The sequence below is a fragment of the Streptomyces sp. NPDC004610 genome, assembly GCF_040609715.1.
Lineage (GTDB): Bacteria > Actinomycetota > Actinomycetes > Streptomycetales > Streptomycetaceae > Streptomyces.
In genome coordinates this window covers 89,418-104,762 of record NZ_JBEXLA010000031.1, presented here as the reverse complement: position 1 = coordinate 104,762, position 15,345 = coordinate 89,418, and the positions used below count along the sequence as shown (strand labels likewise).

12 protein-coding genes are annotated in these 15,345 nt (G+C 71.7%); 7 read left to right on the top strand and 5 right to left on the bottom strand.

What is annotated here, in order from left to right; genetic code table 11:
• Positions 1-6 precede the first annotated feature (6 nt).
• The 4 genes from ABZX40_RS29890 to ABZX40_RS29875 all read left to right on the top strand — a co-directional run bounded on the left by ABZX40_RS29890 (position 7) and on the right by ABZX40_RS29875 (position 4,934).
• Complete coding sequence (locus ABZX40_RS29890) at positions 7-975, top strand: carbohydrate ABC transporter permease (RefSeq protein WP_355744509.1); 969 nt, start codon at positions 7-9, stop codon at positions 973-975.
• 117 nt (positions 976-1,092) lie between these two features.
• Positions 1,093-3,033, top strand: a complete 1,941-nt coding sequence (locus tag ABZX40_RS29885) for a hypothetical protein (RefSeq protein ID WP_355744512.1) — start codon at positions 1,093-1,095, stop codon at positions 3,031-3,033.
• 55 nt (positions 3,034-3,088) lie between these two features.
• Positions 3,089-3,979 (top strand): glycoside hydrolase family 16 protein, encoded by an 891-nt coding sequence (locus ABZX40_RS29880; protein WP_355744515.1) that lies wholly within the window; start codon positions 3,089-3,091, stop codon positions 3,977-3,979.
• Positions 3,980-4,202: 223 nt separating this feature from the next.
• Positions 4,203-4,934: a glycosyltransferase gene (locus ABZX40_RS29875; protein ID WP_355744518.1), complete on the top strand. Its 732-nt coding sequence runs from the start codon at positions 4,203-4,205 to the stop codon at positions 4,932-4,934.
• Positions 4,935-4,980: 46 nt separating this feature from the next.
• On the opposite strand, the gene ABZX40_RS29870 is transcribed toward ABZX40_RS29875, so the two are convergent.
• The 3 genes from ABZX40_RS29870 to ABZX40_RS29860 form a co-directional block, all read right to left on the bottom strand.
• Positions 4,981-5,184 carry a hypothetical protein gene (locus ABZX40_RS29870; protein WP_355744521.1) on the bottom strand — a complete coding sequence of 68 codons (204 nt, stop codon included), beginning with the start codon at positions 5,182-5,184 and terminating at the stop codon, positions 4,981-4,983.
• 279 nt (positions 5,185-5,463) lie between these two features.
• A complete protein-coding gene (locus ABZX40_RS29865; protein ID WP_355744524.1) occupies positions 5,464-5,970 on the bottom strand; it encodes a peptidase inhibitor family I36 protein in 507 nt (168 codons plus the stop codon).
• A gap of 5 nt (positions 5,971-5,975) precedes the next feature.
• Positions 5,976-7,016 carry a helix-turn-helix domain-containing protein gene (locus ABZX40_RS29860; protein ID WP_355744527.1) on the bottom strand — a complete coding sequence of 347 codons (1,041 nt, stop codon included), beginning with the start codon at positions 7,014-7,016 and terminating at the stop codon, positions 5,976-5,978.
• A gap of 370 nt (positions 7,017-7,386) precedes the next feature.
• Between ABZX40_RS29860 and ABZX40_RS29855 the strand changes: the two genes are divergently transcribed.
• The gene (locus ABZX40_RS29855) at positions 7,387-8,259 is read left to right on the top strand and encodes an NAD(P)-binding domain-containing protein (protein WP_355744530.1); all 873 of its coding nucleotides are present in this window, start codon (positions 7,387-7,389) and stop codon (positions 8,257-8,259) included.
• 55 nt (positions 8,260-8,314) lie between these two features.
• Here the strand turns inward: ABZX40_RS29855 and ABZX40_RS29850 are convergent, their stop codons facing one another.
• Together ABZX40_RS29850 and ABZX40_RS29845 are read right to left on the bottom strand one after the other, a co-directional pair.
• Positions 8,315-8,959: a TetR/AcrR family transcriptional regulator gene (locus ABZX40_RS29850; RefSeq protein ID WP_355744533.1), complete on the bottom strand. Its 645-nt coding sequence runs from the start codon at positions 8,957-8,959 to the stop codon at positions 8,315-8,317.
• A gap of 113 nt (positions 8,960-9,072) precedes the next feature.
• Entirely contained in the window at positions 9,073-11,127 is a 2,055-nt protein-coding gene (locus ABZX40_RS29845; RefSeq protein ID WP_355744536.1) for an FHA domain-containing protein, read from the bottom strand.
• A 509-nt stretch (positions 11,128-11,636) separates the two neighbouring features.
• On the opposite strand from ABZX40_RS29845, the gene ABZX40_RS29840 reads away from it, so the two are divergent.
• Positions 11,637-13,211, top strand: coding sequence for a serine/threonine-protein kinase (locus ABZX40_RS29840; protein WP_355744539.1), 1,575 nt, complete (start codon positions 11,637-11,639; stop codon positions 13,209-13,211).
• Between the two features lie 114 nt (positions 13,212-13,325).
• Positions 13,326-15,251, top strand: a complete 1,926-nt coding sequence (locus tag ABZX40_RS29835; RefSeq protein WP_355744542.1) for an SMI1/KNR4 family protein — start codon at positions 13,326-13,328, stop codon at positions 15,249-15,251.
• Positions 15,252-15,345 lie beyond the last annotated feature (94 nt).

The following is a 15,345-nucleotide window of genomic DNA, read 5'->3' as shown; positions in this document are numbered from 1 at the left end:
CCTGCGATGACCACTTCCCCGCTCACCCACCCCGCGGGCGACTCAGCACCACCGGGCCCCGCCCGCCCGGTGCCACCGCCCCCTCGGCGCCCCGCCGACCCGGCACGCCACCGCCGCACCCGCCGCTCCCGCGGCACCTTCCGGATCCTCGGCGTCCCAGCCGTCTGGATCTGGGCCTGCTTCAATGTCTTCCTGCTCCTGTGGGTCGTGATGACGGCCTTCAGAAACGGATCGGAGATCTTCACCGACCCCTTCCGCCTTCCCGACTCCCTCAGCCCGGCCAACTTCACCGACGCGTGGAGCGTCTCGGACCTCGGCAGCGGCTTCCTCAACTCGGCCGTCGTCGTCACTGCCGCGTCCCTGACGGTGATCGCGCTCAGCGCGCCCGCCGCCTATGTCCTGGCGCGCGGCCGGCAGCGGTCCGGTGAGCTGGTCACCCTGCTCTTCATCCTGGGGATGGGCATCCCGATGCAGGCCGTGATCATCCCCGTCTTCGTCTGGATGCAGAACATCAGCACCTTCATGTACGCGGCCCTCGGCTGGTGGGACGAGCGGATCAGCCTCTACCTCATCTATGTGGCGTCCTCGCTGCCCTTCACGGTGTTCCTGCTCACCGGATTCTTCCGGACGCTCCCCGGCGAGTTGGAGGAGGCAGCTGCACTCGACGGCTGCACGGGCCTGCGCGCCTTCCGCTCCATCATGCTGCCACTGGCCCGCCCCGGTATCACCACCGCGCTCATCCTGCTGGTCGTCTCGCTGTGGAACGAGACCCTGCTGGCCCTGGTGCTCATCACGGAGACCGAGAAGTACACGCTGCCCCAGGCGCTGCTCGGTCTCTACGGGACCATGCAGTACACCTCCCACTGGGGCGGCCTCTTCGCCGGGATCGTCATCGTCGTGGTGCCCATCCTCGCGCTCTACATCTGGCTGGGCCGCCGCATCGTCGAGGGACTCACCCTCGGCGTCGGCAAGTGACCCGCGCGGTCCGTAGGTGACGCCCCCTCAACGTCCCTCGGACCACGCCCCGCCCTCCGCCGTCGGCCGTCCCGGCCGTCGCGCCCGCCCTCACCACCCCTCCAGGAGACATCGCCCATGAACGACGCATCCCGCAGAACCCTCCTCGTCGGCGGCGCCGCCGCCCTCGCCTCGGCAGGGCTCGTCGGCACGGCCCAGGGCCCCGCGGCGGCCTCGCCCTCCGCCACCGTGAACGGCCCGAAGCACCCGGTCCCCGCCGCCGCGCCGTCGGAACGGGTCGTGTTCACCACCTCCTTCGAGGACGCCGATCCGGAGTGGTTCAACGGGTTCACCAGCTACGACAGCGCCGAGTACCGCACCGGCTCCCGATCCCTGCGCTACACCCGCGACAACCCCTCCACCTACGTCTTCGCCACCAAGAAGATCCCGCACACGAACGGCGACTATGTGCCCATCACCGTGTCGGCCTGGGTGAAGACCGCCGGGCTGACGGGCGGCGGCGCGTCCATCGCCATGGAGTGGTACGCCGAGGACGGCTGCTACCTCGGCGGGGGTTACACGGGCGCGACGACCGCCCCCGACTGGACCCGGCTCGTCTGCGGCCCCCAGGCCGCCCCCGCCGGTGCCGCCCATATGAAGGCGATCTTCTACCTCCAGCGCGGCACCACCGGCTCCGCCTGGATCGACGACCTGGTGGTGACCCGGCACGACCCGAGGCTCCTGCGGGCCACGCTCGCCGCACCGGCCTACCGCGGGCTGCTGATCCCGGGCGAGCACCGCGAGATCGATCTGCGGCTCGGGCTGTATCCGCCGGCCGGGAGCCGGGCGGGTGACTACCGGGTCAAGGTCGAGCTGACGGACTCCGCGGGCAAGCGGGTGCACTCCCGCACCTTCGGCGGATCCGCGCGGCTCCAGTACACCCACCCCACCGCCCGCCTGGCCCACGGGGCGTACGAACTCACCGTCAGCGCCCTGACCCGTGACGGGGAGCCCGTCCAGGAGAAGACGTTCCCGCTGCGCAAGCTGCGTGCCTCGGAGGTCCCGCACACCTATATCGACGCGCACGGCCGCACCCGGCACAACGGGGAGCTGTTCTTCCCGCTGGGCGCGTACAACGGCCCGACGACGGTGCAGCACCTGGACGATCTCCACTACGCGGCGTTCAACACCGTCCTCTCGTACCACGTCCCCAGCGGGCCGGTGCTCGACGCGACCTCGGCGCGGGGGATGAAGACACTCTTCACCCACCGCAACGCCGACGCGGCCGAGATCAACGCCTACAAGGATCACCCCTCGCTGCTCGGCTGGTACATCAACGACGAGACACCGCCCGACACCGAGGGCCCGGTGGTCCGGCCCCGCTACGCCTCGGTCGTCGAGAACGACTTCCACCACCCGGCGTACTCCGTCGACTACCGCGTCTGGGCCGGTGACGACACCCAGGAGGTCACCGACGTCTTCGGCACCGACCACTACCCCGTCAAGGGCAAGCCGACCGATCTCACCGCCTCGGCGGTCTTCACCTCCACGGCGGCGGCCGTGCGCGAACGCCCAGGCAGTGCGGTGTGGACCGTCATCCAGCTCCACAACCTCGGCAACTACGGCCACTTCGGCGACCGTGCCCCGAACCTCGCCGAGGTCCGCTCCATGTCCTGGCAGGCCATCGTCGCCGGGGCGCAGGGGCTGACCTTCTACTCACGCTTCGACCTGGAGGAAGATGCCGCGGGAGAGAGCTACCGGACCCTGCTCGACCGGGCCAAGGCCGTCGTCGAGCAGATCAGCGCACTGTCCCCGGCCATCCTGGAGACCGAGCGGGCGCCGGGCGTCCGGGTGTTCCACAACGCCGATCTGCGCTGGACGACCCGCCGCCACCAGGGCCGCGACCACCTGTTCGTCGTCAACCTCTCCAAGGACCCCACCCCGGTGTCGTTCACCGCCCCGGGCAGCGGCGCCGCCGAAGTCCTCTTCCAGAACCGGAGGATCCCCCGCTCGGGCGGCCGTTACAGCGACCGCCTGGACGGCATGGGAGTCGGCCTGTACCGACTCGACCGCCACTGACCCGAACGAGAAGAGACACACCCCACCGAGCACACCGAAGGAGAGCCCCGACACCATGACGAACCGAACCGCACGACGCGCTCTCAGGTCCGCCTGGATCATGATCCCGGCGTTCAGTGTGACCACCGCCCTGCTCACCGTCCCGGCGGCCGGTTCCGCACAGCCGGCCGCACGCCCCGCCACCTCGCTGGTGGACCCGGCAACCCCGTCCGACGCCGAACCCGCCGCGCGGAGCGCGGCGCAGACCCTCGTCTTCAGCGACGAGTTCAACAGCACCACGCTCAACTCCGCCAAGTGGACGGCCCGCAACTGGCCGCGCAGCGGCGCCGTCCCGCCCGACACCTGGAGCTACGACCCGGCCAACGTCAGCATCAACACCACCGGTCAGCTGGAGATCAAGGTGCGCAAGACCGGCGCGACCTCGTACACCGGTGGCCTCATCGACAGCGCGGGCAAGTTCGACTACACCTACGGCAGGCTGGAGGCCCGCGTCCGGTTCCCTCCCACCAACGGGCACCTGGGTGCCGTATGGCTGCTGCCGTCCGCCGGTCTCGCACCTGGCGGACGGTACGACGGCACGGCCCGCGACGGCGCGGAGATGGACCTCGCCGAATCCAACTACCGGGCCGACCGGTACACGGTCAGCCTGCACTGGGACAGCTTCAACCCCCCGCAGCACCAGCAGTCCTCCACGGTGGCCAACGCACCCGGCATGCACTCCGGCTACCACACCATCGGCCTCGACTGGACGCCCACCAGCCTCCAGTTCACCTATGACGGCACGGTCGTGCGCACCATCACCGACCCCCGGCTGATCAGCCAGGTCAAGGAGTACCCGCTGCTGTCGCACGAGGTCCTGGACCAGTGGACGGACGGCTCCATCCGCGAGGAGATCTTCGACTCGCGGTCCAGCTTCTGGGTCGACCACATCCGCATCTGGAAGTAGCGCCCTCCGCCGGACGACCCCACCGGCCGCGTCCACGCCGACGCGGCGCAGCCTGCCGGGTTACGGCACCGTCATCATCATCGGCGGTGCCGTAACCCGGTCCTCCCCTCCCCCGCTCCCACGGAGAACTCCCCTGCCCCCGTCGCCGTCGCACGACCGCGCCGACATCACGGTCGTCATCGCCACCCGGCTCCGGCCCGAGCGCCTGGGCCATCTCACCGCCATGCACACCAGCCTCACCCGCCAGCGCGTGCCGTGGGAGGCGGTCATCGCGCTCGACGGAGCCGACCCCGCCCGGCTGCCGCGCCCGCTCGCCCGCGATCCCCGGGTCCGCACACTCGCCCTCCCCCGTCCCGTGGGGGCGGCCTGCGCCCGCAACCTGGCCCTCAACGAGGTCCGCACCCGCTATGTCAACTGGGCCGACGACGATGACGAGTTCACCCCCTGGGCCATGGCCCTGCGGCTGCGGACCCTGCGGCGCACAGGGGTGGGCTGGTGCGCGGGATACAGCCAGGACCTCCACGCCGACGGCACGACCACCCTGTGGCGGTGCCCGACCCCACCCGGACGGCACGAGGCCGGAGGCGTGTGGGCCTACTGGAAGCACCCGTCCGACACCATCCCCCTGGGCCCGACCACCCTCCTCACCCGCACCGACCTCGCACGGGCGGCCCCCATGGGCGGACTCGTCCAGGGCGAGGACTACTGCGCCCTGGCGGTCACCTGCCTCGCCGACGGCATCCTGCTGCCGGTGCCGGTGTACCGCTACCGCAAGCACCCCGGCCAGATGACGGCCCAGGCCACCTACCACGAACTGGAGACCCAGGCCCGGACCTTCGCCCACCGCTACGGCACGAGCCTGCTCTCCGCCATGGCCGGTGGTGAGGGGACGGTACCCGGTCCCACACCCGGCGGCGCCATGCGCTCGGGCCCTCAGACCGAGCCCAGGAGATGACGGTCCCCTGCCTGCGGTCGGGGTACGGGTACAGGTCCACTCACTGTCACACCGGACGCCATCCGTCGCCGTAGTGGTCGGCGATGATGTCCGGGACGTCGTACTCCAGCCAGCGCAGCCCGTCACCGGTGGGTGAGACGAACGGCCTGGCGTCCGCGACGCCCTCACGCCCGATCGCCGGAGCGTCGCCTTCGAGGGCGTCAGCCGTGCCGGCGAGATACTGACCGAGAGTGACACCGAGGCTCCGCATGGGCTGCACGTGGCCCCAGGACAGGAAGCATGCGGCGCGTCAGCACCGCGTGCTCGCTCAGCCAGTGCTCGATACGCCCCCACGCTGCGGTCACTCGCTCCACGTCGTCAGCCTCGGCCGGGGCAACGCCCCTCTCCCGACGGCGGCCTCGGCGTTCTCGCTCACCCGGGGCCGGCTGCCGCCGGGGAGCTGAGTGGCCCGGCCGCGCCAGTGCCCGTGCTGCCTCGTCCCCCGCGCGAGGCAGCGGCTCGGGCCTCTCTGGTGCCGATCAGGCCGCCCTCAGCAGTCCGCGAAGACCGAGCTCATCACATCCTCGTCCGCGGACGCGAGGTTGCCCTGGAACCAGGCGGGGACCGTACCCAAGTACCCGCCGTAGTCGGTGTGCTTGTAGATGTGGATACGGGTGGGTGTCCGGTTCCAGGCGGAGCTGGCACGGTCCTGGAACCAGCCGGGCACCGGGTGGTGGCCGCAGCTGGGAACCACCCACAGCCAGCCACCGCCGTTGTCGTTCGGGAAGAAGCACGAGCCGCTTCCGCACTCGGACCAGGCCCTGTGAGCCGGTACAGGCCCTCCACGCCCGCCACCTTGGTGACCCGGGTCTCCTCGGCGCTCGCCGCTGTCGGCGCGGTGAGTGCGAGGACGGCCGCCGTGGCCGCGACGAGCGCCGCGATCCTCTTGCGCATGTCTCCTGTCTCCTCCTGTCTCCGGTCTCCTCCTGGAGTGGCTTGACGCTGTGCGTTCACTGTGGCCCAGTGGCAGCCCGCCGGTCCTCGGCAACGAGCGCACGTTTCCTAGGCATTCGGCGTCGGCGCGGACCCGCGGGCCCTCGCCCGGATCTCGCTCGGCGGGAACCCGTACGCCTTGCGGAAGGCGCGGCTGAAGTCGGCGGGGTGACGGAAGCCCCAGCGCGCGGCCGTCGCGGCCATGGTGATGTGCTCCAGCGCCGGATCGGCCAGGTCCGCGAAGCAGCGTTCCAGGCGCAGGCGCCGGATCATGGCGGCCACGGTCTCCGGTTCACCCTGGAAGAGGAGGTGGAGGCCGCGCAGCGAGATGTGGTGGTGGGCGGCGATGGCCGCGGGGAGCAGTTCCGGATCGCCGAGATGGTGGGCGATGAAGCTCCTGATCCGGGTCCGTAGCGCGGCCTTGCGGGTCTCCGGGGGCAGCGTGTCCTGGGCCTGGAGCCGTCCCGCCAGCGCGGTCGCGGCCAGATCGACGCCGATCACTCCGAGCCGGGACAGTTCCGCCGGGTCACAGGCGCGGGCAGCCGTCGGCAGGGCGGCCAGGTAGGAGCCGAGCAGTGCCGCCGACCCCGCCCCGGCCCGGGTGGACAGCGGCTCGGCCAGCAGCCGGTCCCCCCGGCCGCCGGCCAGCGGCAACACGGTGCGCGGGAGTCGCAGCAAGGTCAGACGGGTCTGTCGGCCTCGGTCGAGGAAGTCACAGGTCAGGGGGGCCGAGGTGGAGAAGAGAGTCATGTCGCCGACGCCGAGGCAGGCGACGCCGCGGGCCTGCTCCAGACGGATGGGGCTCCCAAGGACCAGGACGAGGTAGTACTCCTCCGGATCGTGACGACGGATGTCGAGGGCTGACCGGCGGGCCGTCATCGGGGAGAAGGTGAACGCGGCCACCTGACTCTGCGGCATCCCCACGGCCTCCACGCTGCCCCGGAAACGGGCGGCGTGCGGGCTGTGGATCGTCACGGGCATGACCTCGTCGCCGACCATCTCGACCCACCAGTCGAACCGGTCCGCCGCCGGGATCGCGTCGGTGCTCGCCGACACCACCGGCCCGTCCTCGCGATCGGCCTCCCGTGTCGCCTCATGGTTGATGGACATCCCCCGATGCTCACGGTCGGACGTCCAGGCGGAAAGCGGCCAGCCGGTCAGATGACGTCGGTTTCGGACCTTCCCTCAGGAAGGGGATCGGTTCCGGGGAGAGGGAGCCGCGGCGAACCGGGCCGGGGCCATCAGGCGGAGAGGGTGGGGAGGGCCGGGTGAACTGGGGCGGGCTGGGAGAGCGGGAAGTTGGCTGCGGTGCCGCGGCTGCTCCAGTGCCTGTCACAGCAACCGGCCTTCGGCCTGCCGCCCCCGCGACGAGGACGCCCGCGCACGGATCGACTAATTAGAGCGTTCGCTCCACTCCTCCTGCTAGTGTGCCGTCTAGATGGAGCGATCAATCCAATGCGGAAGCGAATGAGGGGTCTTGATGCAGAAGCAGCCGATCACCGTCATCGGGCTGGGACCGATGGGGCATGCCATGGCCGGTGCCTTCCTCGATCACGGCCACCCGGTGACCGTGTGGAACCGGACCGCGAGCCGGGGCGAGGCCCTGGTGGCGAGGGGCGCCGCGCAGGCGGCCACCCCGGCGCAGGCGGTGTCGGCCGGTGAGGTGGTCATCCTCAGCCTGACGGACCACGACGCGATGTACACCGTCCTGGACGACGCCACGGACGCGTTGGCGGGCAGGACGCTCGTCAATCTCAGCTCGGACACCCCGCAAAGGTCGCGGGAGGCAGCCGCGTGGGCCGTCGGCCACGGCGCCGAGTACCTCACCGGAGGTGTGCAGGCATCGCCCACCGGGATCGGGCAGCCGGAGTCGTTCACCTTCTACAGCGGGCCCCGCCCTGTCTTCGACGCCGTCAAGGAGACGCTGGAGGTGCTCACCGCGACCGACTACAAGGGTGAGGACCCCGGCCTGGCGGCGCTGTACTACCAGCTTCAGCTGGATCTCTTCTGGACCACCGCCCTCGCCTATCTCCACGCGCTCGCGGTGGCCGACGCCCATGGGATCAGCGCGCGGGTGCTGGGGCCCTACCTCTCCGACACGGTCGGCTCGATGACCGACTTCTTCGATTTCTACACCCCGCGCATCGACGCCGGTCTGCATCCCGGCGATGTCGACCGGCTGGCCATGGGCGTGGCCAGCGTCGACCACGTGGTACGCACGGCCGAGGACGCGGGCGTCGACGCCACCCTGCCCGGCGCGGTCCTGGAGATCTTCCGCCGGGGGATCGCCGCGGGGCATGCGGCCGACAGCTTCACCAGCCTGTTCGAGACCTTCAAGAAGCCCGCCGCCTGACCGCATCCGGTGTGCGTAGCGGATGCCGGGTGTGGTGCGGCCACGGCCCACCCGGTCAGCGACCGCCCGCCGCCGCCTCCGCGCGCAGACCCACGATCAGGCGGGCGAGATGACTCCCCGCGGCCTCCAGCGGGGCACTGCTCCGCGTCATCTGGGCGGTCAGCTCGGCGCCTTCGAGCGTGCTGATCACGGTGTGGGCCAGGGCCCGCGCGTCCTCCTCGCCGATCCCCGCCCCGCGCATCCGCTCGAAGATCAGGGCGTGCCAGCGCCCGAACACGGCGGACACCGCTGCCTGAAGGTCGGGAAGGCGGCCCACGGTGCCCAGCGCGGTGGTCGTGATGGGGCAGCCGTCGTTCCAGTCCGAGGCGCGCAGGCCGTCCGCGAGCCTGTGGGAGAGGAGCACCATCGCGTCGGCCGGGTCGTCGCACTGCTCGAACGCGGCGCGCAGTTCGTCGATGAACTCCAGGTCGCCGCGGTGGATCGCCGCCACGGCCAGTTCCTGTTTGCCGCCCGGGAAGAAGTGATACACCGAACTGAGCGTCGCCCCGGACTCGACCGAGATCTGCTTGATGCCCGTACCGTCGTAGCCCTGGCGCTGCATCAGCCGCGAGGCCGCCCGGACGATGCGCTCACGGGTGGCGACCAACTCACCCGCATCCTCCACCGGGCCCCGCTCACCGTTCGACGGCTTCCTCTTCACGCCTCGGACATTACCAGTGGAGCGTTCTTTCCAGGACTGGGGTGTTCTGTCCAGGAGACGGGGGGAGCGTGCTGTCCGGGTGAGGAGCCGGGGAAGGCGGCGAGCAGGTGCCGCTACGTCGTCCGCGGTGGCCGGGCGTCGTAGGGGTTCAGGGACATCGCCTCGCGCGGCACCCCGGTGGGCGGCGCCGTGGTGCGGGGGTCGGTGGTGCGGGGGACGTAGACCGGGCCGTCGTCGCGGTAGAAGAGGTCGATGTCGGCTTCCTCGCCGCCGACGATCAGGGTGTCCCAGGCGCCGCTCTCGCGCAGGGTGCGCAGGGTGGCGGGGGCGACGGTCGCGAGGTGGGTGCGCAGTTCGGCGTCCGAGGGCATGCCGGGCAGGCGCGGGGCGAGGCGTTCGCGGATGCCGGTCATGCGGTCGAGGAGCGCGTCGAGGGCGTCGCCGGGGCCGGTGGCCGACGGGGTCGGCGGGGCCGACGTGCCGCCGGAGGGAGGGACGCCCGGGGACTGCGTACCGGAGGTCCCCGCGGCGCGGGCGATGATGTCCTTGATGGCGCGGGTGACACCGTGTTCGTCGGTGGTGACCATGGCGTTCCAGGCGCGGCTCTTGTGCCGGTACTGGAGCATGGACATGGCCGCCTCGTGGCGGATGAAGTCGGCGTCCCGCAGGGGCTTGCCGCGCCAGGCGCGGCTGAGCGAGCGGGCCAGCGAGGTGGCGGACGCCAGACCGCTGTTGAGGCCGCGGCCGGGCCAGAAGTGGATGGCGTTGGCGGCGTCGCCGAGCAGGAAGCCGTACGTGCCCGGCGCGGTGGCGGTGGGGCGGGTGAGCTGCGCGGTGAAGCGGGGGCGCTGGACCATGTCCAGGCGGAACGAGGTGATCGCGGTCAGATCGTCCTCGGGGACGTCGAAGAGGTTGAGTCCCTGGAGGATCTCCTTCCAGAGCGGGGAGCCGCGCAGCAGGGCGGGCAGGAACAGGGTGCCGTGGGTGGGGCAGCGGAACTCGTTGCCCTCCTCCCGGGTCATCAGGCAGGGCCGGGCCGCGACGCACTCCTCGAAGACATGGCGGACCGGGTCGATACCGATGACGCTCTTGGCCTCCTCCCGGGTCAGCCGCATGTTCAGAAAGCCCTCGCCGCGCAGCGAGTTGAGCAGGAACCGGTTCTGGGAGACGGTGAGGAGCACGCTCATCGGGTCGGGCAGCCGCGACTTCACCCTCAGACCGAGCACGAGGTCCTGGAGATGCTCGCCGTCGAGGGAGTAGATCGAGGCGTCGGCGGTGCCGAACCGGTCGGCGAAGTGCTCCCGGGTGCGCGAGCGTCCGCCCTCGCAGATCACCAGGATGTGCTGCTGGGCGAGGCGCCCCGGCTCCTCCGGGTCGAAGCGCCGGGGCACCAGCCGGATCGCCGGCCGTCGCCCGGCCAGCGCCAGCAACCGGTCCTCGATATAGGCGATGCGGATGTTGCGGGGCGGCCTGCCGTCGACGGAGTCGGGCCCGACGGGCCACATCTCGGAGAAGGCCGCGCCGTCCGCGAACAGCGTGCCCCGCACCTCCTCCGGCAGCGCCAGATACTGCCGGGACTGCACGGTCACGACCTGCTGACGGCGTACGTTGCCGTCGGCCTCGCCCTTCCACACGACGGTGGCGCCCTCGCGGGTCCAGCGCCCGTCATGGACGGTGATCGCGACCCGGCCGCGCAGCATCTCCTCCAGCGACAGCGCGAACGCCAGCCCCACCGGCCCCCCGCCGCTCACGGTGACCCGCAGCACCCCGGGGTCCGACACGTCCACCCTCGGGACGTCCAGCAGGGAGAGGTCCATGACCGTCTCCAGGGCGTCCTGGGCCTCGTAGAGGAAGGTCTCCTCGCCGATGCGGATGCAGTCGTTGGGGCGCAGGACGTGCCGGGTGATCCGTTCGTCGTTGACGAAGGTGCCGTTCCTGCTGTCACGGTCGTAGAGGATGTGCCGGCCGTCCTCGGTGACGATCTCGGCGTGCAGCCGCGACGCCCGCTGGCTCACGATCACCACGCCGTTGTCGCTCTTGCGCCCGAAGGTGAGGGGAGCGCTGCCCAGTACCACGCTCTGTCCGGAGAAGGGACCCGTGCGCCCAACGATGACGGATGGCACTCCACACGCCTTTCGACCGATACCTGCTGCTGGTGTGCTGCTCATGATGTGCTGCTCGTGCAGGGGACCGGCTCATCGTCGTGGCCGGTCGGCGGCCACGTCCAGTCCCGTACACGCAGAACACGTACGCCGGGCCCGTTCGGTTTCGACCGGCGTGAGCCGGTGGGGAGTTCGGGACGGATTCGTTGCCCGATCGCGTAGTTACGGAACTGCCACAGAGTGGAACGAACCGTGGGTGCCCGCGCGACGTACTTGTTCGGACGGAGGGCGTCGCCCGCCCCGCCGGAGCAGGCCACGACACGAGGAGACCCGTCCCGATGCACGACCAGGACGAGCAGAGCCCGCCGGGAGCGCGACCGGGAGCCCCGGGGACGCGGGGAACGCAGGGGAGCCAGGGGGCCGAGGGGACCCATGGGGCCTACGGGGCTGATGGGGCCGATGAGCGCCAGGGGACTCAGGAGACCTTGGGGACCCTGGGGACGCAGTACGCCGAGGGGACCCAGGAGACTCAGGTGGCCCGGACGGTGTTCGGGGTACCGGACTGCGGATCACCGGTGGCCCCTCACGAGGGGCGGTTGGTCGCCGGGCGCTACCGGCTCCTCTCCCGGCTCGGCGAGGGCGGTATGGGCACGGTGTGGCGGGCCCGCGACGAGAAGCTGCTCCGGGAGATCGCGGTCAAGGAGGTCCGGCCGCCCGCCGGTCTGACCGGGCCGAACCTCGACCGGATGTACCGGCGGCTGGAGCGGGAGGCGTGGGCGGCGGCGCGGATCAGCGACCCGACCGTGGTGACCGTCCACGACGTGGCCATGGACGACGGCCGTCCCTGGATCGTCATGGAGCTGGTCCGGGGCCGCTCGCTCGGTGAACTCCTGCGGTCGCAGGGGCCGATCACCCCGTCGCGAGCGGCTCATGTCGGCGCCGAGGTGCTCAGCGCACTGCGCGCGGCGCACGCGGTCGGTGTCGAGCACCGTGATGTGAAACCGGCCAATGTGCTGCTCGCGGACGACGGCCGGGTGGTGCTCAGCGACTTCGGTATCGCGATGGTCGAGGGCAGCACACAGCTCACGCTCACCGGCGAACTCGTCGGCTCCCCCGAGTATCTGCCCCCCGAGCGGGCGCTCGGCCGTCCGTCCGGCCCCGAGTCCGATCTGTGGTCGCTGGGCGTTCTCCTCTACACGGCGGTCGAGGGCGTTTCGCCGTTCCGTCGCGCGACACCGCTGGACACCCTGCGCGCCGTGGTCGACTCCGACCTCCCCGCGCCCCGCCGGGCGGGCCCCCTCGCCCCGGTCATCGAGGGCCTCCTGCGCAAGAACCCGGCGGAACGGCTCCCCGCCGAGCAACTGGCGCGGGCCCTGCGCGAGACAGCCAGCGAGGGGACGACGACCAGCGCTCCTCTGCTCACGGACGCACCGACGCTGGACGACCTGCCCACGCCCCCGAGCGGCGACGACGAGGCGACGCGCGGCGACACGGCACACGCCACCATCACACCGGACGCCCCGGCACAGGGGCCCAAGGCACGGGGGCCCATGGCACAGAGGCCCATGACACAGGACGGCAGCACGGCTCAAGGCGCCTCGGAGACAACGCCTTCGGGCGCGCGGGGAACTGCGCGAGAAGCGACCACCGCCCGCACCCCCCTCCCCCCACCTGCCCCCGCCCCAGCCCGCTCCCCCCGCCTCCGCGTCCTCTCCCTCATCACCACCGCCGCCCTCCTGCTGGCCGCCGCGGCGACCTACGCCCTGGTCCAACACACCGATGACGACAACCCCGAGACCGCACCGGAGAACGGCACGGTCGCAGCCGTCACCGGCACCCACACCACCTACACCGGCACCTGCGCACCCCCCGCCGACCTCGCTCCCACCTTCACCGTCACCTTCACGGCACCCGAACCGACCCAGGTCTCCTACCGCTGGGTCTCCGAGGACGGTTCCGTCGTCGACCCCGGCTGGCGTGTCCTGGCCCTCGACGCGGCGGCGGACGGCACCGGGACGGGAGAGAACACCGTCCGTCTGACGGCGTACTCCGGCGCCGGGACCCTGGACAGCCGGATCGGCGTGGAGGTCCGGCAACCCGACGCCACCACCTCCAACGCCGTGCCGTTCTCGGTGACCTGCACGAACTGAGCGTCCGGTGACGGCAGCCCGCGCACCCGGCCCGAGAACCGGGCCCTACCGCGCGGGCGTTGCCCGCCCGCCGCGCAAGGGGCGTTGTCAGTGGCGCCTGTCAGGATCGTAGCCATGACGGAGATGACCGAGAGCTGGTGGCGGGCTCTTCTGGTGCGGTGGAACCAGGAGTGGATGGGCGCTCAGGAGGCGAGCGATCTGCCGGAGGGGCAGGGCGCGGGTGACGGGGATGCCTGGCCCGCGGGCGGGCTCGGGTTTCCGCCCGCCTCCGAGGAGCGGATCCTCGCCCTGGAGGCCCGGTTGGGGTGTCGGCTGTCGCCCTCGTACCGGGCGTTTTTGGCGGTGAGCGACGGGTGGCGGCACGCGGGCGGCTTTCTGTGGCTGCTGGCCGGGACCGAGCAGGTCGGGTGGCACGAGGACGCGAGGGGCCTGTCCGAGTACTTCCCCGGGGATGTCGGTGACGATCCGACCCCGGAGGACGACCTGCTCGCCGGATTGTGGACACGGGCGCTCCAGCTGGACGTGGAGTCGGACGCGCTCACCGTCCTCCTGGATCCGGGGGACGTGGACGGGACGGGTGAGTGGGCGGTGTACTCCTGGGCGCCCTGGCGTGCGAGCCCACCGGAGCGGTACGCGTCCTTCGGTGTGTTCATGGAGGCGATGTACCGGGAGTTCCACTGTCTGGAGCCGGACCGCTGTGAGCGCGAGGGAAGGGTGTTCGCCAACGCGACCACCCGCGCGCTGGACGCCTCCGTCGAGAGCGCCCGGCTGGAGGCGCTGGCCGGACGCCTTGAATCCGCCTCGGCCACCCTCGCGGAGGCGGGCTCGTACGGGAGGCCCCGTGCCGGTTGGCTGCGGGAACAGATCGGGCTGCTGCTCGGGGAAACCTCCGCGGTGTCCTTCCGCCGCCTCACGACCGACCCGCTGTACGCGCCTGAGCTGCTGCCGCTGGTGGTGGCCGAGCATCTGCGGTACCACCGCCGCGCCGGGGCGCCCGGTCTCCATCTGCCGGGCGCCCCCGATCCGGTGCGCGAGACGGTGGCGGAGATCGAACGGCAGCTGCGGGAGGGTGTCTTCCGCTACACCGCCGAAGGCCCGTTCGGGCGGGCTGTGGAGGAGGCGCGGGAGCAGGCCCGCTGGGGCGACATGGACGCCGCCTGGCGCACCTTGCGTGCCGCGCTGCCCGAGTGGCGCCCGCTCGGCCCGGACCATCTCGCTCCGGTCGGTCTGCTTGCCGACCCGTTGCTCGGCACCGTGCTCACCCCGGAGCGGGGCCGGGAACTGCTGGCCACGCCCCGGGCCGGACAGCGGGGTGACCGCCCGGCTCCGGTGGCCGACCAGGACCCGCCGGGCCTGGCCTGGCTCACGGAGAAGGACCCGCACAACGCCCCGGAGTCGTACCGCTTCGTCCTCGTGGAGAACGTGGACCCCGCCGAACTGCCCGGCCGTATCGGCGCCGAGGACAGTCAGGACCTGGGGCGGCCGACGACGTCGTGGGAGCGTGTCTCGTCTCCCCGCGGCGAGGACACCCAGCCCTGGGCGGACCGACCGGTGACCGCCGTCGGCCGCGCGGGGCCCGGCTGGAGCTTCGTCTTCGACGCGAGACCGACACTGTCCTTCGACGAGCGGCGGTTCGTCTCGCCGGGCACCCAGGCGTCCCTGGGCACCCGCGCGGTGACGGTGTGGAGCGAACCCCATGACGGTCACCGGCCGACCCTCTTCCAGCTGTCGGTCGCCGAGAACGGCGAGGAGGTGTACGGGTTCACCGTCCGGGGAGATGTGGTCACCACTCGGGGTACCCCGGGCGCCCTCACCCCGGAACAGTTCTTCGTGCCCGGCGAACCCCCGAAGGGACGGAGCGGCGAGCGCCGCACCCTCGAGGCCCTCACCGCCGAGTTCGGCGTCCGGCTGCCACGCTTCGCCCTCCGGTACGGACGTCTGCACACCCTCCGCACCCGGTCCTGGAGCCGGTCTCCCGGCCCGGACGACACCTTCGCGGTGCTGCGCGCCGTGTGGAACGGCCCGTCCGGGGATCTCTAGGGTCACGGTCCGCCGGGACGTCCTCGGCACGACCAGGGATCTCCAGGGTCACCGGTCCACCGGGACGTCCTCGGCACGTCCGGGGATCTCCAGG